The organism is Pseudomonas sp. B21-021 (assembly GCF_024749205.1).
Taxonomy (GTDB): domain Bacteria; phylum Pseudomonadota; class Gammaproteobacteria; order Pseudomonadales; family Pseudomonadaceae; genus Aquipseudomonas; species Aquipseudomonas paraglycinae.
Genome location: NZ_CP087192.1, coordinates 5,493,430 through 5,517,476, shown reverse-complemented (window position 1 = coordinate 5,517,476; position 24,047 = coordinate 5,493,430). Strand labels below are relative to the sequence as shown.

The following is a 24,047-nucleotide window of genomic DNA, read 5'->3' as shown; positions in this document are numbered from 1 at the left end:
AGGAAGGTGACCCATGCGTATAGACCGTTTAACCAGCAAATTGCAGTTGGCGTTGTCCGATGCCCAATCTTTGGCTGTCGGCCACGATCATCCAGCCATCGAACCGGCGCATTTGATGCAAGCCATGCTTGAACAACAGGGTGGTTCGATCAAACCCCTGTTGATGCAGGTGGGCTTCGACGTCAACAGCTTTCGTAAAGAGCTGACCAAAGAGCTCGATCAATTACCGAAAATCCAGAACCCGACCGGCGACGTGAATATGTCGCAGGATCTGGCGCGTCTGCTCAACCAGGCCGACCGTCTGGCCCAGCAGAAGGGCGACCAGTTCATTTCCAGCGAGCTGGTGCTGCTCGCCGCGATGGACGATAACAGCAAGCTCGGCAAGTTGCTGCTCGGCCAGGGCGTGAGCAAAAAAGCGCTGGAGAATGCGATCAACAACCTGCGCGGTGGCGAAGCCGTTAACGACGCCAACCACGAAGAGTCGCGTCAGGCACTGGATAAGTACACCGTCGACCTGACCAAGCGCGCCGAAGAAGGCAAGCTTGACCCGGTGATCGGCCGTGACGACGAAATCCGTCGCACCATTCAGGTTCTGCAACGCCGCACCAAGAACAACCCGGTGCTGATCGGTGAGCCTGGCGTGGGTAAAACCGCGATTGCCGAAGGTCTGGCCCAGCGCATCATCAACGGCGAAGTGCCGGATGGCCTGCGCGGCAAGCGTCTGCTGTCCCTCGATATGGGTGCGCTGATTGCCGGTGCCAAGTATCGCGGCGAGTTCGAAGAGCGCCTGAAAGCGCTGCTCAACGAGCTGTCGAAGCAGGAAGGGCAGATCATTCTGTTCATCGACGAACTGCACACCATGGTCGGCGCCGGCAAGGGCGAAGGCTCGATGGACGCCGGCAACATGCTCAAACCGGCCCTGGCTCGTGGTGAGTTGCATTGCGTCGGCGCGACCACGCTCAACGAGTACCGCCAATATATAGAGAAGGACGCGGCCCTCGAGCGGCGCTTCCAGAAAGTGCTGGTGGACGAGCCGAGCGAAGAAGACACCATCGCGATCCTGCGTGGCCTCAAAGAGCGTTACGAGGTTCACCACAAGGTGGCGATCACCGACGGCGCGATCATCGCGGCGGCCAAGCTCAGCCATCGCTACATCACTGACCGGCAGCTGCCGGACAAGGCGATCGACCTGATCGACGAGGCGGCCAGCCGCATCCGCATGGAGATCGACTCCAAGCCGGAAGTGCTGGATCGTCTGGAGCGGCGCCTGATTCAACTGAAGGTGGAATCTCAGGCGCTGAAGAAAGAAAGCGACGAAGCGGCGATCAAGCGCCTGGAAAAACTCCAGGAAGAAATCGTCCGCCACGAGCGTGAGTACTCGGATCTGGAAGAAATCTGGAACTCGGAAAAAGCCGAGGTGCAGGGCTCTGCACAGATTCAGCAGAAGATCGAACAGTCCCGTCAGGAACTGGAAGCCGCGCGCCGTAAAGGCGATCTGAACCGCATGGCCGAGTTGCAGTACGGGGTGATCCCGGATCTTGAGCGCAGCCTGCAAATGGTCGACCAGCACGGCAAAAGCGAAAACCAGTTGCTGCGCAGCAAGGTGACCGAAGAGGAAATCGCCGAAGTCGTTTCGAAGTGGACCGGTATTCCGGTGTCGAAAATGCTCGAAGGCGAGCGCGACAAGCTGATGAAGATGGAAAGCCTGTTGCATCAACGCGTGATCGGCCAGGACGAAGCGGTGGTGGCAGTAGCCAACGCGGTGCGGCGTTCCCGTGCCGGGTTGTCCGATCCGAATCGCCCGAGCGGCTCGTTCATGTTCCTCGGCCCGACCGGTGTCGGTAAAACCGAGCTGTGCAAGGCGCTGGCCGAATTCCTCTTCGACACTGAAGAGGCGATGGTGCGGATCGACATGTCCGAGTTCATGGAGAAACATTCCGTGGCACGGCTGATCGGTGCGCCACCGGGCTACGTCGGCTACGAAGAGGGTGGTTACCTGACCGAAGCGGTACGGCGCAAGCCTTACTCGGTGATCCTGCTGGACGAAGTCGAGAAGGCGCACCCGGACGTGTTCAACATCCTGCTGCAAGTGCTGGAGGATGGACGCTTGACCGACAGCCACGGCCGTACGGTGGACTTCCGCAATACCGTGATCGTCATGACCTCCAACCTCGGTTCGATGCAGATCCAGGAACTGGTAGGCGATCGTGAAGCGCAACGGGCAGCGGTGATGGATGCGATTTCCACCCACTTCCGTCCGGAGTTCATCAACCGGGTCGACGAAGTGGTGATCTTCGAGCCATTGGCGCGGGATCAGATCGCGGGCATTACCGAGATCCAGCTGGGCCGTCTGCGCAGCCGTCTGGCCGAGCGCGAGCTGAAGCTGGAGCTGAGCCCGGAAGCGATGGACAAGCTGATTGCCGTCGGCTACGACCCGGTCTATGGCGCACGGCCACTGAAGCGGGCGATCCAGCGCTGGATCGAGAACCCGTTGGCGCAGTTGATCCTGTCGGGACGTTTCCTGCCAGGAGAGACCGCGACCGGCGTCGTGGAGAACGACGAGATCACGTTCAACTGACGCTCGACGGTGGTGAAGTAATCAAGGCCTCGCACTGCGAGGCCTTTTTTTTCGCCAGGCTGTTGAACTCAAAGGAAAAGGCTTGTAAAGTTCGCCCCGCAGTCAGTCACCAAGACGGTTTCAGCTCACTGGGCAGAAATCTGAAATAAGTTGCAAATCATTAACTTGAAAGCAATTTAGGGGGTTGACAGAGGTGTTCTAGGTTGTAGAATAGCGCGCCTCAGACACACGAACGCAGCGATGCGAAAACGATGTCGAGAAGCTGCAAGTTTCACCGTTGTAAATTGAAATATGTAGTTCCGTGATAGCTCAGTCGGTAGAGCAAATGACTGTTAATCATTGGGTCCCAGGTTCGAGTCCTGGTCACGGAGCCAATTTCAAACCGGGGTATAGCGCAGTCCGGTAGCGCGCCTGCTTTGGGAGCAGGATGTCAGGAGTTCGAATCCCCTTACCCCGACCATTTTTGGGTCGTTAGCTCAGTTGGTAGAGCAGTTGGCTTTTAACCAATTGGTCGTAGGTTCGAATCCCACACGACCCACCATTTTTGAAACCAGGTAATACTGGGATCGAATCTTAAGATCAGAGGCCAAAAGCGCTGATCGAAGAAGGCGATCTTTGAAAGATCGCCTTTTTTTTACCGGGGTATAGCGCAGTCCGGTAGCGCGCCTGCTTTGGGAGCAGGATGTCAGGAGTTCGAATCCCCTTACCCCGACCATATTAAAAATCCTCGTATCGAAAGATACGGGGATTTTTTTTGCCCTCCGGAAATGTTTCATTCAAGTCGTCATACAACTTGCCGATAGCCCGCTAACGAAAGGGGCCTGCCGCATCAAACGCCCCTGAATTCTGCCAATACAAGAAAAAGGGCGTTCGTCATGTTGCTTCGTCAGTTGAATATTGCTCCCCGTGCCGCCCTGGGTTTTGCCCTGATCGCGGTACTCGTGGCGTTGCTCGGAGTGTTTGCGCTGGGGCAGATGTCGAGCATCCGCGACAGTGAAGTGGCGGTGGAGACCCAGTGGCTGCCGAGTATTCGTGGCGGCGACGAAATTCGCGAGATCATGCTGCGCATCCGCACCATCTCCCTGCGCATGGCGCTGGATCAGGATCCGGCCAACATCGCCACGTACCGCAGCCAGATGGACACCCGCGACAAGGAGCTGAGCGAAAAAATCGCCGCCTATGATCGACTGGTGACCACCCCGGAAGGGCAGCAGTTGTACGATCAGTTCAAGAAAACTTTTGCTGCCTACCGCACCGGCATCGCCCAGTCGTTCACCCTCGCCGAACAAGGCAAGCGCGATGAGCTGACCAAACTGCTGCTGGTCGACATGAAAACCGTGGTCGACGGCTCCGGCAAACAACTCAATGACCTGGCCGACCTGTTCGCCCGCCAGGTCGCCGCCGAAAGCCAGAACTCTGCCGCCCACTACGAAACCTCGCGTACCATCGTGACCCTGTTCATCGCGCTGGCGGCGCTGGCCACTGTGGCTTTGGCCATGTTGCTGACCCGCAGCATCGTTCGCCCCCTGAGCGCCGCCGTCGATGCGGCCGAGCACGTCGCCAGAGGCGATCTGACCCGCCCGATCGAAACTCACGGCAACGATGAAGTCAGCCGGTTGCTCAAGGCATTGGCAACCATGCAGCAGAACCTGCGCGAAACCCTGCAGGGCATCAGCGGCTCGGCCACGCAACTGGCGACCGCTTCCGACGAACTGAGCGCGGTCACCCACGACAGCACGCAAGGGCTGCAACAGCAGAACAACGAAATCGAACAGGCTGCCACCGCCGTTAACGAGATGACCACGGCGGTCGAGGAAGTCGCCCGCAATGCGGTGTCGACGTCCGACGCCACCCGCCAGTCCAGCGAATCCGCGCAGTTGGGCCAGGAGCGGGTCAGCGAAACCGCCGGCGCCATCAACGCTCTGGCCAGCGAAGTCGAACACACCGGCGAGCTGGTGCAATCACTGGCCAATCAGTCGCAGGACATCGGCAAAGTGCTGGACGTGATCCGGGCGATCGCCGAACAGACCAACCTGCTGGCGCTCAACGCTGCCATCGAAGCGGCCCGGGCCGGGGAGAGTGGACGCGGATTTGCGGTAGTTGCCGATGAAGTCCGGGCGCTGGCTTATCGCACGCAGCAATCGACCCAGGAAATCGAGCAGATGGTGCAGGGCATGCGCAACGGTTCGAGCCTGGCGCTGGAGTCGATGCAGGCCAGTGCCTCGCGGGCGGCCACCACGCTGGTGCTGGCCGAGCGGGCCGGTGAAGCGTTGCAGACGATCACGGCCTCGGTACACGAAATCCACGAGCGCAATCTGGTGATCGCCAGCGCCGCCGAAGAACAAGCGCAGGTGGCGCGGGAAGTGGATCGCAATCTGGTGAACATTCGCGATCTGTCAGTGCGCTCGGCGGCGGGTGCCGATCAAACCAACGCGTCGAGTCATGAACTGTCGCAACTGGCCAACGCCCTGCAAGGCATGGTGCGGCGCTTCCAGCTGTAATCATGCAGGCGTGAAAAAGCCGCGCTTGTCGTCAGAGAAAGCGCGGCTTTGTTTTGTCGGGCGTCTGAAAAATCAGGCACCGTCCTGGTCTTTCAGGTGTTCGAACAGACCTTTCGGCATTTTCTTGCCATTGGCTTCGAAGTTGGCTTTGACGTTGTTATACGCCTCTTGCTCGTCGATGAAGCCGTCGTGGTTGGTGTCGATCTTGTCGAAGTCGGACTTCGGCGCAACTTTCAGAAATTCGGCGCGGGAGACCTTGCCGTCGCCATCGGTGTCGGTCTTGGCCATCGACGCATCGCCGCATTTGCCTTCACCGCATTTGCCTTCCGGGGTTTTCACCGAGGTCTCGGCCGAAGCGACCATATAACCTTGGGCCAGCGGTTGCGCGGCGAACACCGAGCCGGACAGCATCAGGCCGCCGGCCAGTACGGCACCGACCAGGCTAAGGGAGTTTTTGCTGATTTTCGAAGTACGGGACATTGCATTCTCCTTCGGTTGCACAGCGCAACCACACGTTAAGGGCGATCAAGCCGGAGCAGGTGTGCTCGGGTGTGGCCATTAAGCGGTGGCGGTGTATCGCGTCTGTGTCGAGGAGCGGGGCGTTTGTAAGCGAAGGTGGGGAAAGGAGGGGCAGATACAGTAGAAAACAAAACACCGTGGGGGCCAGCCAGCCCCCACGGTGTTTTTTACATCAGTGCAGCTTCAGGCGAGGCTCGGTGCCGCGTCCGATCTTGCTGCCCAGCATCAGCATCGCCGTGCGGAACGGCCCGTACAGCGCCATCTGGTGCATGCGGTACAGCGACACGTAAAACATCCGCGCCAGCCAGCCCTCAAGCATCACGCTGCCGGTCAGGTTGCCCATCAGGTTACCCACCGCCGAAAAACGCGACAGCGAAATCAAAGAGCCGTAGTCGGTGTATTTGTACTCCGGCAGGGTCTTGCCTTCGATCCGCAATTTCAGCGATTTGGCCAGCAGCGACGCCTGCTGGTGCGCAGCCTGGGCCCGTGGTGGAACGTTGCGATCGGAGCCCGGTTGTGGGCACGCGGCGCAGTCACCGAAGGCGAAGATGTTTTCGTCGCGGGTGGTCTGCAGCGTCGGCAGCACTTGCAGCTGATTGATGCGGTTGGTTTCCAGGCCGTCGATGTCCTTGAGGAAACCCGGTGCGCGGATCCCGGCGGCCCAGACTTTCAGACTGGCCTTGATCTCGTTGCCATCGGCGGTGATCAGGCTGTCGGCGGTGACCTGGCTGACCGAGGCGTTGGTCATTACGTTGACACCAAGCTTCTCCAGGGTCTTGTGCACCGGCCCGCTGATCCGCTCCGGCAGGGCTGGCAGCACCCGTGGCCCGGCTTCGATCAGGGTGATGTGCATGTTTTCCGGTTTGATCCGGTCCAGACCGTAAGCCGCCAGTTCATGGGCGGCGTTGTGCAGCTCGGCCGCCAGTTCCACACCCGTGGCGCCGGCGCCAACGATAGCCACGCTGATTTGCTGGACCACATCGGTTTGCCCGGCGTGAGCACGCAGATAGTGATTGAGCAGTTGTTGGTGGAAGCGCTCGGCCTGTTTGCGGGTGTCGAGGAACAGGCAGTGCTGCGCGGCGCCCTGGGTGCCGAAATCGTTGGTGGTGCTGCCGACCGCGATCACCAGCGAGTCGTAGGGCACTTCCCGCGCCGGGACCAGCTCGACGCCGTTTTCGTCGTAGGTGGCAGCCAGCTGGATCTTCTTCTGCTCACGATCGAGCCCGCTCATGCGCCCCAGCTGGAACTCGAAGTGGTTCCATTTGGCCTGGGCGACATAGTTGAGTTCGTCTTCGGAAGAGTTCAGCGATCCGGCGGCCACTTCGTGCAGCAGCGGTTTCCAGATGTGCGTGAGGTTCGCGTCGACCAGCATGATGCTGGCGGTGCCGCGTTTGCCCAGAGTCTTACCCAGACGGGTAGCCAACTCCAGACCGCCGGCGCCGCCGCCGACAATGACAATACGATGGGACATAGGGATAGCTCGCAAGGTTTTGAAAGGAAATCGGTACGGCTACCCGAGCGAGCGCGATGCAGCTCATAGCGTCAGGTAACTGATAAATCGGCTCAACAGGCCCAGACCAATGGTCACTGCCAGCACCAGCACCAGGAGCATCCACGGCCGGAATGGCCGGCGCTCGACACGGTGTTGGGACAACTGCAGGTACTCTTCGACATGCTTCTGGTCTTCGGGGTTCAGGCGGCTGGTCATAAAGGCCTCGTCAGGTAGACGTTACTGAATGAGAACACGCTACAGCGGTTTTCAACCGGGATTGAACGCAGCATAGCCACTGTCCGGGACCGGTTCGACAGACACACTGTCCCCGAGGCGAATGATCCCGCTTTGTAACACTCGCGCGGTGATTCCGCCATGCCCGCGCACGGCCTGGAACGTTCCGGGGCCAAGGTTGTTTTGCAGACGCGCACACGGCTGGCACCAGCCTGTAGTTTCGAAAATCGCCTGACCAATGCGAAAGCGCCGCCCCTTGAGGCTGAACAGGTTGATCCCGCTTATAACGAGATTGCGCCGCAGATCTTCAGGCGTGACCGGTTGTTCGGCGGACCGGCCCATCAGGGCACTGATCACGGCCAGGTGTTCCCACTGAATCAGCGTCACCTGCCGCGCATTGCGTACCCCGGGCCGAGCGTGATCGCCGGTGAGCCCGGCTTCAAGCCGCGCCTCCACCGCATCGAGTGCGAGCATCGGCCCCCGTGACTCGGGGCGCACGCCAATCCAGCGCACGGATCCGATCTGCGGGACATCGGCAATCAATTGTTGAAGTGGTGTCACAGGCTGATCCCGACATCGAACACAATGCTGCGCCCCAGGTTGCCGCGCAGGAAATCCGGGGCATCGGGATGGGCGAAAAGCACTCGGGCAAAGGTCGGCCCGACCAGCGACAGCGAGCGCCAGCCCTGACGCAGGTATTCGGTGGGCGGCGGAAAATGGCTGTTCAGGTCGAGCACTTCGCGTTTGAGGCTGGCGAAGGCAATGATGTCCAGCTCGCCGAGATCCATGCCGCGTTCCTTGTAGTTGTGCGCTTTCTTGCGCAAGGTCGGCGCCAGTCTCAGCAGAAATTCATTGGCCGGAATCCGCCGTGGCTTGGCTTCACGCCGCACCAGTTGGCTGAGGGAAAACGCACTGCGCCGCCGTTGCAGCTCATCGCGCCATTCGTCGTTGAGCCGACGGCCCTCGTCGAGGACGAAAAACACCTCGAAATTGGCGTCGCGAAACAACACGTCCGGCGGCTCACCGGCGGGCGCGAATTCGTCGGCGCGATAAGGAATATTCAAGCCTTGCAGCAGGCGCTGGCAGACCCAACGCTCACGCTCCCATTTGCGGGCATTGGACAGGAAGGCGTTGGCTTGCTCGGCCGCGATGGTCAGCAGGCGTAAATAATCTGAATCATCCATAGGCCCAAGCTTAGCGTTCAATTGCGACAAGCAGAAAGCTTTGCATCGGCAGATGTCCCGCCGTGCAGGTGTAGACTTCGCCGCAGGAGCGCCAATCAAGGAAGTCTGCGGTGCGAATGAAGGTGATGGGATCATGATCGGTGCAGAACTGCTGTCATCGACAAGTCTTACTTTCGGATGGCTGATTTACCTGCCGGTGCTGCTCTGGGCGATTGTCCGCGCACCGTGGGTCGAGCTGTTCAGCGACAACCGCCGTCAGCACTTGCTGTTCGGCACGGTGTTTGCGTTGTTTCTGCTGTGGCTGGTGCGCAGGGATTTCGATACCGGTGTGTCTTACCACTTCATCGGCATGACAGCGGTGACGCTGCTGCTGGACTGGCCGCTGGCGATCGTCGGCGGACTGGTGGCGCAACTGGGACTGGTCTTGTTGGGACGTCAGGATCTGGTGGCCGTCGGGGTCAACGGCGCCTTGCTGATCCTGTTGCCGGTGCTGATCACCGAATGCGTGGCGATCCTGGTCGAGCGCGCCCAGCCGCGCAATCCGTTCGTGTACATCTTCTGTTCCGGCTTTTTCGCCGCCGCGCTGTCGGCGTTGTTCTGCCTGACGCTGAGCCTGACGTTGCTCTGGTACGACGGCCTCTTTGCCATGCCCGAATGGCTGGAGGATTTCATCGGTTACCTGTGGCTGCTGATTTTCCCCGAAGCCTTCATCAACGGCATGGTGGTCAGCGCCTTGGTGGTGTTCTGCCCGGAATGGCTGGAGACCTTCAACCGCACACGCTACCTTTCGGCGCCGTGGAAGGACGACGATCCCAAGTCTTGATCCACATCAAATCCACCCAGCTCGCCGCATTTCATGCTCGGCCAAATCCCTTCAGGAGCAGCGGCATGAGCGTGTACGAGTGGGCGAGGCAGGAAACCCGGCAAAGTCTGGAGATGGCACAGGAGGTGGGGTTCGATCCGGGCCTGAGCCTGCGCGCCTTGCTCAGTGCGGTGGTGCAGCAGAGCAAGGCGGTGCGCAACGCCGAAGACCTGGCCGACGAGTTGCGTTTTCTGGCGGAAAACCTCGACGACGATCAGGACTACGGCTTCATGCGGCCCTGAACGGGATCAGTGACGCGGATCGAAATCGCCGGAAAACAGTTCGTCCTCGGCATCCGGGGCCACGGGAATCTTGTGTTCTTCCGACGCCCAGGCGCCGAGGTCGATCAGTTTGCAGCGGTCCGAGCAGAACGGCCGGAATTTGTTCTCGGGGGTGAATTCCACGGGGGCGCCACAGGTTGGGCATTCTACGGTTGGGATCTGGCTCATGACTGGCCTCCGGATAAAGTCAGGTAAAAGTGATGCAGGCGCTCGACCTCGCTGTGCAGCCAGGCGAGGTCGCGGTCGTTGACCACCACGTCGTCGGCACGGCTGACGCGGTCTTCGCGGCTGGACTGGGCCTTGAGGATCGCCTGAACCTGCTGTTCGCTGGTCTGGTCACGCTGCAAGGTGCGTTCGATCTGCAGTTGTTGCGGGGCGTCGATCACCAGAATCCGTTGGGTCATCGCGTATTGCCCGGATTCGATCAAAAGCGGCGAGACCAGAATCGCGTAAGGCGATTGTGCCAGCGCCAGGTGATGGGCGATTTCCTCGGCGATCAGCGGATGCAGCAGCGCTTCGAGCCAGCGCCGTTGCTCCGGCACCTCAAAGATCAGTTTGCGCAGTGCCGCACGATCCAGCGTGCCGTCGGCCTGCAACACATCAGGGCCGAAGTGTTCGGCGATCTTCGCCAGCGCCGGGCGGCCCGGCTCGACCACCCAGCGCGCCGCGTGATCGGCGTCCACCACGTGGATGCCAAGATCGATGAAGTGCTGGGCGGCGGCGCTTTTGCCGCTGCCGATGCCGCCGGTCAGGCCGAGAATCCAGGGTTTTTCCACAGGGGTATTCATTTCAAACCGACAAACTGCCAATAGAAGCCGGTTATTTGACCACCCCAGAGCAAGGCAATCCAGCCGGCAATTGCCAGATACGGGCCGAAGGGGATCGGCGTCGAGGTTTTCTGGTCACGCAGCTTGAGCAAAATCACCCCGAGCACGGCGCCCACCAGTGACGACAACAGGATGGTCAGCGGCAGAATCTGCCAGCCGCCCCAGGCCCCGAGCAGCGCCAGCAGCTTGAAATCGCCGTGACCGATGCCGTCCTTGCCGGTGATCAGTTTGAACAGCCAGAACACCGACCACAGCGCCATGTAACCCAGCACCGCGCCCCACAGGGCGTCGTGCAGTGACACGAACAACTCGAAGCTGTTGACGATCAGCCCCAGCCACAGCAGCGGCAGCACCAGCACGTCGGGCAGCAATTGATGTTCGGTGTCGATCAGGCTCATGGCCAACAGGCCCCAGGTCAGCACGATCAACAGGCACGCCGGCCAGCCGAAACCCAGGTGCCAGGCGATGAACGCCGAGAGCAGAGCGCAGGCCAGTTCGGTCAGCGGGTAACGCTTGCTGATCGGTGCGGTGCAACTTGAACAGCGCCCGCGCAGGCACACGTAACTCAACAGGGGAATGTTTTCCCACGCGCGGATCCGGTGGCCACAGTGCGGGCATTGCGAGTGCGGCAGCATCAGGTTGTAGGTGGGCAACGGCGCTTCACCGGGCAGCCCCAACACATCGTGAGCCTGCTGGCGCCATTCCCGCTCGAGCATTTTCGGCAGGCGCCAGATCAACACGTTGAGGAAACTGCCGACCACCAGCCCCAGCAGCAGGGCGGTGAAAACAAAGGCCAGCGGATAGAGGCTGAAGAGTTCGTCGATAGGCATGTCAGATCGCTGAGCCGAGTTGGAAGATCGGCAGGTACATCGCCACCACCAGACCGCCGACGATCACCCCCAGCACCACCATGATGAACGGCTCCATCAGGCTGGTGAGGTTGTCGACCATGTTGTCCACTTCGTCCTCATAGAAACCTGCGACCTTGTCGAGCATCTCGTCCAGTGCGCCGGACTCTTCGCCGATGGCGGTCATCTGCACCGCCATGTTCGGAAAGATGCCGGTGGAGCGCATCGAGAAATTCAGCTGCATGCCGGTAGAGACGTCCTGGCGGATGCGTAGCACGGCACGCTTGAACACCACGTTGCCGGTGGCACCGGCCACCGAGTCCAGCGCTTCCACCAACGGCACGCCGGCGGCGAAGGTGGTCGACAGGGTCCGGGCAAACCGCGCCACGGCGGACTTGTACATCAATGTGCCCACCAGCGGCAGCTTGAGAAACCAGGCATCGCGCCGGTCGCGCAGCGCCTGGGATTTTTTCAGGGCATGGCGGGTGCCGAAAAAAGCCGCCACCAGCGCACCGAGAATCGCCCACCACCATTGCTGCATGAATTCGGACAGGCTGATCACCATCAGCGTGAAGGCCGGCAGTTCGGCACCGAAGCCAGAGAACACCGACTGAAACTGCGGCACCACCTTGACCAGCAGAATCCCGGTAACCACCGCTGCCACCAGCACCACTGCGGACGGGTAGGTCATGGCCTTCTTGATCTTGGCCTTGAGGCTTTCGCTCTTTTCCTTGTAGGTCGCGACCCGTTCCAGCAGGGTGTCGAGCGCGCCGGACTGCTCACCGGCATCCACCAGGTTGCAGTACAACTCGTCAAAATACTGAGGCTTCTTGCGCAGCGCGGCGGCGAAGCTGTTGCCGGCGGCGACTTCCTGTTTCACCTCGTCGACCAGCTTGCGCATGGCCGGGTTCTCGAAGCCTTCGCCAATGATGTCGAACGACTGCAACAGCGGTACGCCGGCCTTCATCATGGTCGCCATCTGCCGGGTGAACAGGGCAATGTCCTGGGCCTTGATGCGCTTGCCGAAGCTCAGCAGCGAGGCGGATTTCTTGCGTACCTTGCCCGGGCTGATGCCCTGCTTGCGCAACTGGGCCTTGACCAGTGCGGGGTTCTGGCCGCTCAGCTCGCCGGTCACCTTGCTGCCTTTGCGGTCCGTGCCTTCCCAGGCGTAGACACTGATTTTCGCTGCCTTGACCGCCATGTTCAGTCCTTGGTGACCCGGTTGATTTCTTCAAGGCCGGTGATGCCTTGCATGGCCTTGATCAGGCCCGAGGTGCGCAGGTCGTTGAAGCCGTCCCGGCGCATCTGGGTATCGATTTCCAGTGAGTTGCCTTCGGCCATGATCAGCCGTTGCAGTTCGGGGGTGTTCTTCACCACTTCATAAATCCCCACGCGACCCTTGTACCCGCCGTTGCAGTGATCGCAACCAGAGGGCTCATAGATCGTGAAATGGCCGATGCGTTCCTCGGGGAAACCTTCCTTGATCAGGGTTTCGCGAGGGATTTCGATGGGTTTCTTGCAGTGGCTGCAGAGTTTTCGCGCCAGGCGCTGGGCAATGATCAGGCTCACCGAGGTCGCGATGTTGAAGCCGGGAATGCCCATGTTGTGCAGGCGGGTCAGAGTTTCCGCTGCGCTGTTGGTGTGCAGGGTAGACAACACGAGGTGCCCGGTCTGGGCGGCCTTGATCGCGATTTCGGCGGTTTCGAGGTCGCGGATCTCGCCGACCATGATCACGTCCGGGTCCTGACGCAGGAACGAGCGCAGGGCCTGGGCAAAGTCCAACCCTTGGCGTGGATTGACGTTGACCTGGTTGATGCCTTCCATGTTGATCTCCACCGGGTCTTCGGCGGTAGAAATGTTGATGTCGACGGTATTGAGGATGTTCAGCCCGGTGTACAGCGACACGGTCTTGCCCGAGCCGGTGGGGCCGGTCACCAGAATCATGCCTTGCGGCTGCTTGAGGGCGGCCATGTACAGGTCTTTCTGCTCCGGCTCGTAGCCGAGGGCATCGATGCCGATCTGGGCGCTGGACGGGTCGAGGATCCGCATCACCACTTTCTCGCCCCAGAGCGTGGGCAGAGTGTTGACCCGGAAATCGATCGACTTGCTCTTCGACAGACGCATCTTGATCCGCCCGTCCTGGGGTTTGCGCCGCTCCGAAATGTCGAGGCTGGCCATGACCTTCAGGCGCGCGGCAATGCGCCCGGCGAGCTGAATCGGCGGCTTGGCCACTTCCCGCAGAATGCCGTCGGTGCGCACCCGCACCCGGTAATTCTTTTCGTAAGGCTCGAAGTGCAGGTCGGACGAGCCGCTCTTGATCGCGTCCAGCAGCATCTTGTGCACGAAGCGCACCACCGGGGCATCGTCCGCATCGATCCCGCCGAGCGTGTCCTGCTTGCTGTCGTCGACCGATTCGATATCCAGCCCGTCGAGGTCGACATCGGCCATCTCCTCCAGGCCGGTGGCGTGGGTGTCGAAGAATTTTTCAATGGCGTCGGTGAGTTTGTCGTCCTCGACCAGAATGGCTTCGGTGCTCAGCCCGGTGCTGAACTGAATGTCATTGATCGCCTGATGATTGCTCGGGTCGGAAATCCCCACGAACAGTTTGTTGCCGCGCCGCCAGAGGGGCAGGGCGTGGTGCTGACGCACCAGTTTTTCACTGACCAGGCCCTTGGGCTGGGTTTCCTTGTCGAGACAGTTGAGGTCGAGAAATGCCATGCCGAAATGCTCCGAGGCTATTTCGGCGACCTGCCAGCTCTTCACCAGTTTGTTCTGCACCAGGTAACTGACCAGCGACAGGCGATTGCGCTGCGCCTGTTGCCAGGCTTGCTGGGCACTCTTTTCCGTGAGCAATTCAGCCTGGACCAGTTGTTTGGCCAGACCGCTCAAAGCGATGTCATTCATGGGGTTTCCACATGCTTGCCGTTCATGACTTATAGCCTAGTCAAGTGACAGCGCCAAACACGCGGGGTGCAGGTGACAAAAAGTGTCAGATAGTGCGGTTACGGGTTGTAGGAATCGGCACGACGTCCGGTTCATACCCAGCAGGCCGGGGCTGCGAGCGCTTGGCACGGGCTGTGCTGAGTCCTGTTCAGATCATGAGATTCCGACTCATGCATGGAGCGTGTCTATGAAGAAACAACAAGGTTTCACTCTGATCGAGCTGCTGATCGTTGTGGCGATCATCGGTATTCTCGCGACTGTGGCGCTGCCGCAGTACTCCAAATACCAGGCGCGGTCGAAGGTGACGGCGGGGCTGGCCGAGATCTCGGCGATGAAAGTGCCGTTCGAAGACATCATCAATCAAGGAACGAACCCCACACTGGCTGCCGTTAAAGGCGATGCGGGCACTACCACCTCGAACTGTGCGCTGACCGCCTCGGGCACCGCTGCTGATGGAGCGGGCAGCATCGTTTGTACGCTGGCCAATGCGCCAGCACCCGTGGTGGGCAAAACCATTACGCTCACGCGTACTGCTGCCAACGGCTGGTCGTGTGCAACGACCGTTGCGCCGGACTACTCCCCTAAAGGCTGTGCAGCAAGCGGTACCTGATCCGCTTGGAAGTCCGAATGATGCCCCGCACTGCGGGGCATTTTCGTTATGTCGACTACCTGGCAAAAGCTTCAATAATTTCAGCGTGTTAGGAACTTTCCGAAAAGCCGCAACTTGCATGTAGATATTTCACCGGTCATGCAATTTGCATGATTCCGAAAATATTCATCGTTTTTAAGTTATTGATTTATAAGGATTTATTAAGATTTTAAAAGTTGGCACAGCGTTCGCAATATCTCCAGTAACCCTGCTGACAAGACAACCAGCAGACTTTCCAGAAAAACAGGAGTTACTCGTATGAAGAAGTTCGCTATCACTGCCGCTGCTGCTACCGCGCTGACCCTGACCATGGCTTCCGGTGCATTTGCTCAATCGACTCAGGCCACTCAGGCGCCAATGACCCTGGCTGCCGGTGAAGTCACCAAGGCTAAAGAAGCTACTTCCGATACCTGGATCACTACCAAAGTCAAAAGCGACCTGGTAACCGAAAAAGGCATTCCTGGTACCGACATCAAAGTCGAAACCAACAAAGGTGTGGTTTCCCTGTCCTCTGAGGTCGCCATCACCGAAGCCCAGAAAACCACCGCCGTGAACATCACCAAGAAAATCAAAGGCGTGAAAGCGGTCTCCGCTGACGGCCTGAAAGCCGAGTAAGGCAAGACTTCTCGCCTGAACCGGGAGAAGACGCGACAGGCGGGCCGAGCAATACGTCTGCCGCACTTTAGAGTTCATGCGAACGGCCACACGGAATGTGGCCATTACAGGCCCCGGCACTTGTGTCGGGGCCTGTTCTATTTCAGGGGAGGAAAAATCGGGGGAGGTCAGTTGCCGCGCTTGCTGTTGATCTGTTTCAGGCGATTGCCTTCAAAGCGCAGGTATTGATACATGCCGTTGCTCGGGCCATAGGTCCATTCTTCGACCTGAAATTCTTCACGACGGTTGGCGCTGCGCTTGTAACCGAGCAGATCGCGACTGACCGGCTCACCGCATTTCTGCAGCACCTCGCTGGCGCGGTCGTTAAGGCTCACCAGTTGACTGCCGCAACGCAGGGTATCGGACGCCGCAGCCTGGCTGGCGATCAACGCCAGCCCCAGTGCAGCCAGCCATTTGCAGTTCATCACTCGGCATCCAGATGCATTTGCGTCACCACCCGGCCGTCACTTTCCGCTTCGCCGAGATTGGCGTCGATGAAGTACACGCGATCGTCAGCCAGTTGGCCCTTGTCCACCAGGTAATCCTTGATGCTGCTGGCCCGGTCCTGACCGAGCTGGCGCAGCAGCACGTCGCTGGAGCTCCAGAACTTGATCACATCGGCGCGCATTTTCGCGGTGCGTTCTTCCTTGCCCAGATCCTTCCATTCGGCCGGGGGCTGGGTTTTCAGACGTGTGCGGTAGATGCCTTCGAGCAATGGACCTTTTTCGTTGTCCGGTACCTGAATCAGCGAAGCCTGAGCCGGCACCTTGTCGCCCCGGCGCTGGAGCATCTTGTAGTAGTTGTACTGGTATTCGCGTTCCAGGCGCTGTTCGGCGAGCAACGGACCGTCACTGCTTTTTGCCGCGGTGCCTTCGATTTCCAGTCGCAGGGCCGGCCGCTCCTTCAGCGCTTGCGACAGTTTCACCAGTGCCGCTTCGGCGTCTTTGCTCAGGTCGCTGGAACCCGGTGCGAAGGACACGGTGCCGAGGTCTTCCGAGCCACCACCACTGACCAGTCCGCCAATCAGCTTGAACGGTGCGGCGGCGGCCTTGACGATTAGGTTGCGCAGGGTCTGCCAGACAATCGGCATCACGCTGAATTGCGGGTTGTTCAGGTCACCGGTCACTGGCAGCTCGATGGAGATCTTGCCGTCGACGTCCTTGAGCAGGGCGATCGCCAGTTTCAGCGGCAGGCTCACGGCATCCGGGCTGTCGACTTTCTCACCCAGTTGCAGCTGCTCGACCACCACCTTGTTCTCCGCCTTGAGCTGGCCTTTGGTGATCAGGTAATGCAGGTCGAGGTTGAGCCGGCCCTTGCGGATCCGGTAGCCGGCGAACTTGCCGGAGTAGGGCGTCAGGGTGGTCAGCTCGACCCGTTTGAAACTGGTGGCGATGTCGAGGCTGGCCATCGGATCGAACGGGTTGACCGCGCCCTTGATGGTCACCGGCGCATAGCGGTCGACCTTGCCTTTGACGTCGACGCTGGCGGGCTTCGCCTGACGGCTGTCGATGGTGCCGATCTGGCCGTTGAGTTGCTGGATCGCGGTGGCAAAGTTCGGGGTCAGGCTGAAGTCGGCGAAGTTGGCCGAGCCGTCATTAATCGCTATGCCACCAATGTGAATGCCCAGAGGTTTGTCATTGCTCGCCGGCTTCGGCGCGGCGGTCTTCGCCCCGGAATCCGCCGGTTGCGGGATCAACAGGTCGTCGATGTTGGTGGTGCGGTCATCGTTGATCATGAACCGCGCGTACGGCTGGAACAGGTTGACCTTGTCGATCGACAGGCTGTCGCCGTGCTGATAATTCAGGCCTTCGACCACCACTTGCTGCCACTTGAGGAAGTCGCGGGTTTTCAGGGTGTCGAGGGTGTGCAGTTGATCGACCTGAGCGCGACCGGTGACGCTGAGGGCCAGCGGGTCAGTGCTTTTCAGGTTCACTTTCAGGTCGCTGCCGAGCATGCCGCTGCGCAGTTCGAGGCGAATGAACGGGTTGATGTAGGACTGGGCGACCCGCAGGTCGATGTCCTGGGTTTTCACGTTGAGCTGCGCGGTGACCGGGGCCAGGTTGACCACGCCGTCGGCGCTGATCTTGCCTTGCTTGCCCAGGCCGGTGTCGAGTTTGAGATTGAAAGGTGAGCCGTTGAGGCTGTCGAAATTTTGCAGATCGACGTTCAGCGGCGTGACATCCAGGGTGACTTCGGGCTTCGCCGAGCGGTCGGCCAGATGCACTTTGTAATCACGCAGTTGCACGTCCTTGAGCAGCACTTGCCACGGCTTGCTCGGCGCGGTCGGCTCGGGTTTCGGCGAGTCGGCGGCCGCTGGTGTGCTTGCAGGTTCCGCAGCCGCTTTGGCGGCAGGTTTCGATGGCTGGCTGGCGAACAGTTTTTGCCAGTCCAGTTGTCCGTCCGCTTCCAGGGCTGCCCAGGTTTCCAGTTTCTGGCTGCGGATCTTGCCGACCACCACTTGCTGTTTGGCCAGGTCCACGGTGGTGTCGCTGACGTCGAGACGCTCGAGTTTCGCCAGTTGACGTCCGTCCGGCGCCTTGATGGCGAACGGCGCGATGTTGACCGCGACGTTGCTCAGCAGCAGTTCGGTTTCCTTGGACAGGTTGAGCTTGTAGTCGGTGCTCAGGCTGACGACACCCTCTTCCAGCACCAGTGGCACGGCGTCGCGCACGTAAGGCCAGAAGGCTTTCATCTTGCCGTCGGTGATCTTGAGGGTGCCTTCGGAGGCGATCGGAACCAGGCTGAAATTGCCTTTCCAGTCGATCTGCCCACCGGCCGGGCCGATCGCGACGAGGGTCATGTCGGCGTTGTCTTCAGGCAGGGTGCTGAGGTTTTTCAGCTCGAAATCGAGTTTGTCGTAAACGAATTCGATCGGCTCGCTGGGGCGCGCATCCACGAAGTGCAGGTTGCCGCCGGCCAGCTGGATCCGGTCGATGCGCAGTGGAAAGGGTTTGGCGTCGGGATCGGCCGGGGTGGGCTCGCTGGCCGGGAGCTTGAACAGACCGAGAAGATTGAGCTGACCGTCCTTGGCGAACAGGATCTCTGTTTTGGATTTTTCCAGTTCGATGTCGGATAGATGCAGGGCTTTGGTCCACAGACTGTCGAGTTGCAGGTTGGCGTACAGACGTTCGAAGCCGACCTGTTCCTTGCCCGGCTCGCCGATCACCAGGCCCCACAGTGTGAGTTCAAGGCTGAACGGGTTGAGTTCGATGCGCTGCAGATGCGCCGGCACCGTGGCGTAGTTGGCCAGTTGCTGATTCACCACCCTGAGCGCAATGCCCGGCAAAATCAGGAACCCCAGCAGGCTGTAGAGGGCCAGGGCAGTCAACAGGGCGCCAATCGCGCGAATCAATCCTTTGGGCATGTGCGGCTTCATCTGTCTGAATCGGAGTGCCTTGGAGTATGGCACGCGATTCCGGTTCCGAAGTACATCGCGCGAGACAGGATTGTTCAGATTTGTCTGCAATTTCTGTAGGAGCTTCCGAAGGCAGCTCCTGCAGGGGTAAAGGTCAGAGCTGCAGAATCAGTGTCTTCAACGGCGGTTGTTGATCCCGCGAAGGGAAGTCGGCACCTGGCGTCATCACGCTCCATTCACGCACCGGCCGCCCGGCTTTTTCGGCGCAGCGCAGCACCTGTTCGCGCCAGTCATCCATGCTGACTTTCGCCAGATTGTTGCAGCAGATCAGCACGCCATTCTCGGCGGTGGTCAGCAGGGCCGGCTTGAGCAGGCTTTGATAATCGCGCAGCAGGTCGACGGTGCCGAACGCGCTCTTGGCCCACGCGGGCGGGTCGAGCAGCACGAGGTCGTACTGGCGCTGTTCGAGGCGCTGATAGCTCGGCAGTTTCTGCCCGCGACGCTGACTGATCGGCAGGCCGGCCAGTTGGCGGATCGCCGGGAAGTAGTCGGACTGGATGAATTCCATGGTAGGCAGTTGCGGATTGAGCTGACCGTTCTCGCGCCCCACTGCCAGATTGCCCTCGGCGAAATCCAGGTTGCACACTTCGTGCGCCCCGCCGGCCGCTGCGCTCAGACCGACGCCGCAGGTGTAGGCAAACAGGTTGAGCACGCTTTTGCCCTTGGCGTGATCCTTGACCCAGCCGCGGGTGTTGCGCAGGTCGAGGAACAGCAGCGGATCCTGCCCGGCGTGGCGTCCGCGCACACGATAATTCAGGCCCCATTCGTGGCCGACCAGATTGGCCAGCGCGGCGTCGTCGGCGCGGTAGACGCTGTCTTCACGGTCGATTCGCGAGTTGCCACGGGAGCGGTCGTTGTAGACCAGCAGGGTTTCAAGGCCCAGGGTCTGGTTGACCATGGCGTGCAGTTGCAGCAGGTCTTCGCGCGCCAGGGTCTGGTGGAAACTTTGCACCATCAGTTGCGGGCCGTAGCGGTCGATGGTCAGGCCGCCGGCGCCTTCCTGGCTGCCATGGAACAACCGATAGCAGTCGGTGCCCTGGCGGTGCAGCTCGGCGAGCAGATCCTGGCGTTGATCGAGGGCGGCGCGCAGCGCCAGGTTCAAGGAAGACATGCGGGCGCCTTGCTGGAGGGAATCGGGGCGCGGGAGTTTAGCAGCAACTCGGCTGCAAGCGGCGAGCTTCAAAAGCTTGAGGCTCGCCACTTGCAGTTGCGCTTACTGGTTCAGGCGTTTATCGATCAAGCCCTGCACCACGCTCGGATCCGCCAGCGTCGAGGTGTCGCCGAGGCTGTCGAGTTCGTTGCAGGCGATCTTGCGCAGGATCCGCCGCATGATCTTGCCCGAGCGGGTCTTCGGCAGGGCCGGGGCCCACTGAATCAGGTCCGGTTTGGCGAAGCTGCCGATTTCCTTGCTGACGTGGGCCAGCAGTTCCTTTTTCAGCTCGTCGTTGGGCTCGGTGCCGTTCATCGGTGTGACGAACGCATAAATCCCCTGGCCTTTGACGTCGTGGGGATAACCGACCACGGCGGCTTCGGCGATGCTGTCGTGCAGCACCAGCGCACTTTCCACCTCGGCGGTACCGATGCGATGGCCGGAGACATTGATCACGTCATCGATGCGCCCGGTGATCCAGTAATCGCCGTCCTCGTCGCGGCGGGCGCCGTCGCCGGTGAAGTAGTAACCGGGATAGGGCTTGAAGTAGGTGTCGACCATGCGCTGCGGATCGCCGTATACGCTGCGGATCTGCGCCGGCCAGCTCGACTTGATCGCCAGCACGCCGCTGCCGGCGCCTTTGATTTCCTTGCCGTGCTCATCGAGCAGCACCGGTTGCACGCCGAACATCGGCTGTGTGGCGCAGCCCGGTTTGATCCGCTGGGCGCTGACCAGCGGGCTGAGCATGATGCCGCCGGTTTCGGTCTGCCACCACGTATCGACTATCGGGCAGCGTTGTTCGCCTACGACGTTGAAATACCATTCCCACGCTTCCGGGTTGATCGGCTCACCGACACTGCCGAGCAATCTGAGGCTTTGTCGCGAAGTTTCCTGCAAGGGGCCGGCGCCTTCACGCATCAACGCGCGCAGGGCGGTGGGGGCGGTGTAGAAAATGTTGACCTTGTGTTTGTCGATCACCTGCCAGAAACGCGAAGTGCTCGGGTAGCTCGGCACACCCTCGAAAATCAGCGTGGTGGCGCCGTTGGCCAGCGGGCCGTAGACGATATAGCTGTGGCCGGTGACCCAGCCGACGTCGGCGGTGCACCAGAACACTTCACCGTCGCGATAATCGAGGACGTACTTGAAGGTCATCGCCGCTTGCAGCAGGTAACCGCCGGTGGTGTGCAGCACGCCCTTGGGTTTGCCGGTGCTGCCGGAGGTGTAGAGGATGAACAGCGGGTCTTCGGCGTCCATCGGTTCCGGCGGGCAATCGTCGCTGACGTCGCGCACGGCCTGGTGATACCAGAGGTCGCGGCCTTCGACCCAGTCGACTTTGTTCTGGGTACGCTCGACCACCACGACGGTGCTGACATTCGGACAACTCTGGAGGGCCTTGTCGACGTTCTGTTTCAGCGGCACGAATTTGCCACCGCGCACGCCCTCGTCGGCGGTGATCACGGTGCGGCAGTCGGCGTCGAGAATGCGGTCGCGCAATGAGTCCGGGGAGAAACCGCCAAACACTACCGAGTGAATCGCGCCGATCCGTGCGCAGGCGAGCATGGCGTAGGCGGCTTCGGGGATCATCGGCATGTAGATGCACACCCGGTCGCCTTTTTTCACGCCACGGCTTTTCAGCACGTTGGCCAGGCGGCAGACGTGGTGATGGAGTTTGTTGTAGGTGATTTGCGTCGACTCGGCCGGGTCGTCGCCTTCCCAGAGGATGGCGGTCTGATCGCCGCGCGTTTCCAGATGGCGGTCGATGCAGTTGTAGCTGACGTTCAGCTTGCCACCGGCAAACCAGGCGGCGTCGCCGGTCTTCAGGTCATAGCGCTGGACGGTCTGCCACGGCGTGCTCCAGTCGAGGAAGCGGGTAGCCTGTTCGGCCCAGAAGGTGCTGGGGTGTTCAATGGATTCGCGGTACAGGCGCTGGTAGTCGTCCTGACTCAACTGTGCAGCCCGGCGGACGGCATCGGCTTTGGGGAACGTGCTGATATCGAACATGACGGTTCCTTATTCTTGTTGTGCGACAAGGATAAAGATGCGCCGAGAGCCGAGAGGGTTCAATACCTGTAAACAAACACCCCCTCATGGCGAGGGGGTGTATTCAGGGCAGGATCAGCCGCGGTGACGGCCGCGGAAGTAGTTGATCAGGCCTTGGGTGGACGGGTCTTCAGCGGCGGTTTCTTCGCTGCCGACCAGACGGTTGTACACGCCTTTGCCCAGTTCCTTGCCCAGCTCCACGCCCCACTGGTCGAAGGCGTTGATGCCCCAGACCACGCTTTGCACGAAGACTTTGTGTTCGTACATCGCCACCAGTGCGCCGAGACGGCGCGGGCTGATGCGCTCGACCACAAGGGTGTTGCTCGGACGGTTGCCCGGGATCACCTTGTGCGGTGCGAGTTTCTGCACCTGGTCTTCGCTCATGCCCTTGTCGCGCAGTTCCGCTTCGGCTTCCGGCAGGGTCTTGCCGAGCATCAGCGCCTGGCTCTGCGAGAGGCAGTTGGCGTACAGCCACTGGTGGTGGTCGGAGACCGGGTTGAAGCTGACGATCGGCACAATGAAGTCGGCCGGAATCAGTTGGGTGCCTTGGTGCAGCAACTGGTGGTAAGCATGCTGACCATTGCAGCCGACGCCGCCCCAGATCACCGGGCCAGTGTCGGTCGACACCGGGGTGCCGTCCTGACGTACGCTCTTGCCGTTGGATTCCATGTCCAGCTGTTGCAAGTGCTTGGTGATGTTACGCAGGTAGTGGTCGTACGGCAGGATCGCGTGGCTTTGCGCGCCCCAGAAGTTGCCGTACCACACGCCGAGCAGGGCCAGCAGTACCGGCATGTTCTGTTCGAACGGCGCGCTCTGGAAATGCTGGTCCATGGTGTAGGCACCGGACAGCAGTTCCTTGAAGTTTGACATGCCGATGGCCAGCGCGATTGGCAGGCCGATGGCCGACCACAGCGAGTAACGACCGCCGACCCAGTCCCACATCGGGAAGATGTTCTCTTCGCGGATACCGAAGGCCACGGCGGCGGCATTGTTGCTCGATACGGCGATGAAGTGGCGATACAGCTCGGCTTCCGAACCGCCCTGGGCCAGGTACCAGGCACGTGCGGCCTGGGCATTTTTCAGGGTTTCGAGGGTGTTGAACGACTTCGACGAAACGATGAACAGCGTGGTCTCGGCGCGCAGTTTCTGCGTCAGCTCGTGGAACTCGCTGCCGTCGATGTTCGCCAGGTAATGGCAACGCACGCCTTTCTGGGCGTAGGACAGCAGGGCTTCGGAGACCAGCTCGGGGCCGAGGAACGAGCCACCGATGCCGATGTTCACCACGTCAGTGATCGGCTTCTCGGTGTAACCGCGCCACAGACCGTCGTGGATGCGGCCCACGAGATCGGTGATCTGGTTCAGCACCTTGTGAACTTCAGGCATCACGTTGACGCCGTTGACCGACAGCTTGTCGCCGACCGGGCGACGCAGGGCGGTGTGCAGCGCCGGGCGGCCTTCGGAGGAGTTGACGATTTCGCCGTCGAACAGTGCCTTGATCGCGCCTTTGAGATCGACTTCATTGGCCAGACCCACCAGCAGGTTGCGGGTCTCGGCGTTGATCAGATTCTTCGAATAGTCGAGAAACAGTCCGCAGCTGCTGAGGGTGAACTGATTGAAGCGCTGCGGATCGGCGTTGAAGGCTTCGCGCATGCTGAAATCCTGCATGGCTTGGCGGTGATCTTTCAACGCTTGCCAGGCAGGCAGAGCGGTAACGTCATGAGGAGTGCGGTAGTACGCCATCGCTGCGGTTTTCCTTTTTACTTGAACGGCCTTTTGAACTCTGAAAAGACCTCCCCGCCATGTTTGGGCGAGGGGGCAACTGCGTCGACACGATTACTTTGGCGCAGGGCGAATACAGTAAACCCAGCGC

General features: G+C 60.4%; 21 protein-coding genes and 4 tRNA genes. 10 read left to right on the top strand and 15 right to left on the bottom strand.

The features are described from left to right. Positions 1 to 13: 13 nt before the first annotated feature. The 6 genes from clpB to LOY31_RS24770 all read left to right on the top strand — a co-directional run bounded on the left by clpB (position 14) and on the right by LOY31_RS24770 (position 5,079). Complete coding sequence (clpB, locus tag LOY31_RS24795) at positions 14 to 2,578, top strand: ATP-dependent chaperone ClpB (protein WP_258712322.1); 2,565 nt, start codon at positions 14 to 16, stop codon at positions 2,576 to 2,578. A gap of 298 nt (positions 2,579 to 2,876) precedes the next feature. Next, positions 2,877 to 2,952, top strand: a tRNA-Asn gene (locus LOY31_RS24790). Positions 2,953 to 2,961: 9 nt separating this feature from the next. Next, positions 2,962 to 3,038, top strand: a tRNA-Pro gene (locus LOY31_RS24785). Positions 3,039 to 3,043: 5 nt separating this feature from the next. Next, positions 3,044 to 3,119 (top strand) — tRNA-Lys (locus tag LOY31_RS24780). 97 nt (positions 3,120 to 3,216) lie between these two features. Beyond that, positions 3,217 to 3,293, top strand: a tRNA-Pro gene (locus tag LOY31_RS24775). A gap of 160 nt (positions 3,294 to 3,453) precedes the next feature. Continuing rightward, a complete protein-coding gene (locus LOY31_RS24770; protein ID WP_258712321.1) occupies positions 3,454 to 5,079 on the top strand; it encodes a methyl-accepting chemotaxis protein in 1,626 nt (541 codons plus the stop codon). 72 nt (positions 5,080 to 5,151) lie between these two features. Here LOY31_RS24770 and LOY31_RS24765 read toward each other — a convergent pair whose 3' ends face one another. The 5 genes from LOY31_RS24765 to LOY31_RS24745 form a co-directional block, all read right to left on the bottom strand. Next, positions 5,152 to 5,559: an EF-hand domain-containing protein gene (locus tag LOY31_RS24765; protein ID WP_258712320.1), complete on the bottom strand. Its 408-nt coding sequence runs from the start codon at positions 5,557 to 5,559 to the stop codon at positions 5,152 to 5,154. A gap of 211 nt (positions 5,560 to 5,770) precedes the next feature. Further along, complete coding sequence (locus tag LOY31_RS24760; RefSeq protein WP_064599500.1) at positions 5,771 to 7,069, bottom strand: NAD(P)/FAD-dependent oxidoreductase; 1,299 nt, start codon at positions 7,067 to 7,069, stop codon at positions 5,771 to 5,773. Between the two features lie 63 nt (positions 7,070 to 7,132). Then, the gene (locus LOY31_RS24755; RefSeq protein WP_007909875.1) at positions 7,133 to 7,306 is read right to left on the bottom strand and encodes a DUF3094 domain-containing protein; all 174 of its coding nucleotides are present in this window, start codon (positions 7,304 to 7,306) and stop codon (positions 7,133 to 7,135) included. Positions 7,307 to 7,357: 51 nt separating this feature from the next. Beyond that, positions 7,358 to 7,885 (bottom strand): MOSC domain-containing protein, encoded by a 528-nt coding sequence (locus tag LOY31_RS24750; RefSeq protein WP_258712319.1) that lies wholly within the window; start codon positions 7,883 to 7,885, stop codon positions 7,358 to 7,360. After that, on the bottom strand, positions 7,882 to 8,508 hold the full coding sequence (locus tag LOY31_RS24745; protein ID WP_007959580.1) for a DUF1780 domain-containing protein: 627 nt from the start codon (positions 8,506 to 8,508) through the stop codon (positions 7,882 to 7,884). Before LOY31_RS24745 ends, LOY31_RS24750 begins: the two co-directional genes overlap by 4 nt. Before the next feature lie 133 nt (positions 8,509 to 8,641). Between LOY31_RS24745 and LOY31_RS24740 the strand changes: the two genes are divergently transcribed. Together LOY31_RS24740 and LOY31_RS24735 are read left to right on the top strand one after the other, a co-directional pair. Continuing rightward, on the top strand, positions 8,642 to 9,331 hold the full coding sequence (locus tag LOY31_RS24740; protein WP_221535409.1) for an energy-coupling factor ABC transporter permease: 690 nt from the start codon (positions 8,642 to 8,644) through the stop codon (positions 9,329 to 9,331). A 65-nt stretch (positions 9,332 to 9,396) separates the two neighbouring features. Then, positions 9,397 to 9,612: a hypothetical protein gene (locus LOY31_RS24735; protein WP_007959584.1), complete on the top strand. Its 216-nt coding sequence runs from the start codon at positions 9,397 to 9,399 to the stop codon at positions 9,610 to 9,612. Positions 9,613 to 9,618: 6 nt separating this feature from the next. On the opposite strand, the gene yacG is transcribed toward LOY31_RS24735, so the two are convergent. Genes yacG through pilB form a run of 5 tightly spaced genes read right to left on the bottom strand, consistent with a single transcriptional unit; the run spans position 9,619 to position 14,230 of the window. After that, on the bottom strand, positions 9,619 to 9,819 hold the full coding sequence (yacG, locus tag LOY31_RS24730; RefSeq protein ID WP_007959585.1) for a DNA gyrase inhibitor YacG: 201 nt from the start codon (positions 9,817 to 9,819) through the stop codon (positions 9,619 to 9,621). After that, on the bottom strand, positions 9,816 to 10,439 hold the full coding sequence (gene coaE, locus LOY31_RS24725) for a dephospho-CoA kinase (RefSeq protein ID WP_007959586.1): 624 nt from the start codon (positions 10,437 to 10,439) through the stop codon (positions 9,816 to 9,818). Before coaE ends, yacG begins: the two co-directional genes overlap by 4 nt. Further along, positions 10,436 to 11,308, bottom strand: a complete 873-nt coding sequence (locus LOY31_RS24720) for an A24 family peptidase (RefSeq protein WP_258712318.1) — start codon at positions 11,306 to 11,308, stop codon at positions 10,436 to 10,438. The genes coaE and LOY31_RS24720 overlap by 4 nt, the downstream gene beginning before the upstream one ends. A 1-nt stretch (position 11,309) precedes the next feature. Next, positions 11,310 to 12,527: a type II secretion system F family protein gene (locus LOY31_RS24715; RefSeq protein WP_258712317.1), complete on the bottom strand. Its 1,218-nt coding sequence runs from the start codon at positions 12,525 to 12,527 to the stop codon at positions 11,310 to 11,312. A 2-nt stretch (positions 12,528 to 12,529) separates the two neighbouring features. Then, a complete protein-coding gene (gene pilB, locus LOY31_RS24710; protein WP_221535412.1) occupies positions 12,530 to 14,230 on the bottom strand; it encodes a type IV-A pilus assembly ATPase PilB in 1,701 nt (566 codons plus the stop codon). Between the two features lie 226 nt (positions 14,231 to 14,456). Here pilB and LOY31_RS24705 point away from each other — a divergent pair, with 226 nt between their 5' ends. Further along, entirely contained in the window at positions 14,457 to 14,879 is a 423-nt protein-coding gene (locus tag LOY31_RS24705; protein ID WP_007959597.1) for a pilin, read from the top strand. Positions 14,880 to 15,176: 297 nt separating this feature from the next. Further along, entirely contained in the window at positions 15,177 to 15,533 is a 357-nt protein-coding gene (locus tag LOY31_RS24700; RefSeq protein WP_007959598.1) for a BON domain-containing protein, read from the top strand. A gap of 167 nt (positions 15,534 to 15,700) precedes the next feature. On the opposite strand, the gene LOY31_RS24695 is transcribed toward LOY31_RS24700, so the two are convergent. The 5 genes from LOY31_RS24695 to pgi all read right to left on the bottom strand — a co-directional run bounded on the left by LOY31_RS24695 (position 15,701) and on the right by pgi (position 23,917). Continuing rightward, complete coding sequence (locus LOY31_RS24695) at positions 15,701 to 15,997, bottom strand: DUF2845 domain-containing protein (RefSeq protein ID WP_258712316.1); 297 nt, start codon at positions 15,995 to 15,997, stop codon at positions 15,701 to 15,703. Continuing rightward, the gene (locus LOY31_RS24690) at positions 15,997 to 18,948 is read right to left on the bottom strand and encodes a DUF748 domain-containing protein (protein WP_258712315.1); all 2,952 of its coding nucleotides are present in this window, start codon (positions 18,946 to 18,948) and stop codon (positions 15,997 to 15,999) included. The genes LOY31_RS24695 and LOY31_RS24690 overlap by 1 nt, the downstream gene beginning before the upstream one ends. Before the next feature lie 133 nt (positions 18,949 to 19,081). Then, on the bottom strand, positions 19,082 to 20,098 hold the full coding sequence (locus LOY31_RS24685; protein WP_258712314.1) for a class I SAM-dependent rRNA methyltransferase: 1,017 nt from the start codon (positions 20,096 to 20,098) through the stop codon (positions 19,082 to 19,084). A gap of 102 nt (positions 20,099 to 20,200) precedes the next feature. Beyond that, complete coding sequence (gene acs, locus LOY31_RS24680) at positions 20,201 to 22,138, bottom strand: acetate--CoA ligase (RefSeq protein ID WP_258712313.1); 1,938 nt, start codon at positions 22,136 to 22,138, stop codon at positions 20,201 to 20,203. A 114-nt stretch (positions 22,139 to 22,252) separates the two neighbouring features. Then, on the bottom strand, positions 22,253 to 23,917 hold the full coding sequence (pgi, locus tag LOY31_RS24675; protein ID WP_007959603.1) for a glucose-6-phosphate isomerase: 1,665 nt from the start codon (positions 23,915 to 23,917) through the stop codon (positions 22,253 to 22,255). Positions 23,918 to 24,047 lie beyond the last annotated feature (130 nt).

What these genes read in the sequence shown, in the direction of transcription:
- LOY31_RS24695 (WP_258712316.1), bottom strand. Translation starts at nt 15,997, where the DNA reads ATGAACTGCAAATGGCTGGCTGCACTGGGGCTGGCGTTGATCGCCAGC.
- LOY31_RS24760 (WP_064599500.1), bottom strand. Translation starts at nt 7,069, where the DNA reads ATGTCCCATCGTATTGTCATTGTCGGCGGCGGCGCCGGCGGTCTGGAG.
- LOY31_RS24690 (WP_258712315.1), bottom strand. Translation starts at nt 18,948, where the DNA reads ATGAAGCCGCACATGCCCAAAGGATTGATTCGCGCGATTGGCGCCCTG.
- LOY31_RS24740 (WP_221535409.1), top strand. Translation starts at nt 8,642, where the DNA reads ATGATCGGTGCAGAACTGCTGTCATCGACAAGTCTTACTTTCGGATGG.
- LOY31_RS24685 (WP_258712314.1), bottom strand. Translation starts at nt 20,098, where the DNA reads ATGTCTTCCTTGAACCTGGCGCTGCGCGCCGCCCTCGATCAACGCCAG.
- pgi (WP_007959603.1), bottom strand. Translation starts at nt 23,917, where the DNA reads ATGGCGTACTACCGCACTCCTCATGACGTTACCGCTCTGCCTGCCTGG.
- LOY31_RS24745 (WP_007959580.1), bottom strand. Translation starts at nt 8,508, where the DNA reads ATGGATGATTCAGATTATTTACGCCTGCTGACCATCGCGGCCGAGCAA.
- LOY31_RS24770 (WP_258712321.1), top strand. Translation starts at nt 3,454, where the DNA reads ATGTTGCTTCGTCAGTTGAATATTGCTCCCCGTGCCGCCCTGGGTTTT.
- yacG (WP_007959585.1), bottom strand. Translation starts at nt 9,819, where the DNA reads ATGAGCCAGATCCCAACCGTAGAATGCCCAACCTGTGGCGCCCCCGTG.
- LOY31_RS24735 (WP_007959584.1), top strand. Translation starts at nt 9,397, where the DNA reads ATGAGCGTGTACGAGTGGGCGAGGCAGGAAACCCGGCAAAGTCTGGAG.
- LOY31_RS24705 (WP_007959597.1), top strand. Translation starts at nt 14,457, where the DNA reads ATGAAGAAACAACAAGGTTTCACTCTGATCGAGCTGCTGATCGTTGTG.
- LOY31_RS24765 (WP_258712320.1), bottom strand. Translation starts at nt 5,559, where the DNA reads ATGTCCCGTACTTCGAAAATCAGCAAAAACTCCCTTAGCCTGGTCGGT.
- LOY31_RS24720 (WP_258712318.1), bottom strand. Translation starts at nt 11,308, where the DNA reads ATGCCTATCGACGAACTCTTCAGCCTCTATCCGCTGGCCTTTGTTTTC.
- acs (WP_258712313.1), bottom strand. Translation starts at nt 22,138, where the DNA reads ATGTTCGATATCAGCACGTTCCCCAAAGCCGATGCCGTCCGCCGGGCT.
- LOY31_RS24700 (WP_007959598.1), top strand. Translation starts at nt 15,177, where the DNA reads ATGAAGAAGTTCGCTATCACTGCCGCTGCTGCTACCGCGCTGACCCTG.
- clpB (WP_258712322.1), top strand. Translation starts at nt 14, where the DNA reads ATGCGTATAGACCGTTTAACCAGCAAATTGCAGTTGGCGTTGTCCGAT.
- LOY31_RS24715 (WP_258712317.1), bottom strand. Translation starts at nt 12,527, where the DNA reads ATGGCGGTCAAGGCAGCGAAAATCAGTGTCTACGCCTGGGAAGGCACG.
- coaE (WP_007959586.1), bottom strand. Translation starts at nt 10,439, where the DNA reads ATGAATACCCCTGTGGAAAAACCCTGGATTCTCGGCCTGACCGGCGGC.
- LOY31_RS24755 (WP_007909875.1), bottom strand. Translation starts at nt 7,306, where the DNA reads ATGACCAGCCGCCTGAACCCCGAAGACCAGAAGCATGTCGAAGAGTAC.
- pilB (WP_221535412.1), bottom strand. Translation starts at nt 14,230, where the DNA reads ATGAATGACATCGCTTTGAGCGGTCTGGCCAAACAACTGGTCCAGGCT.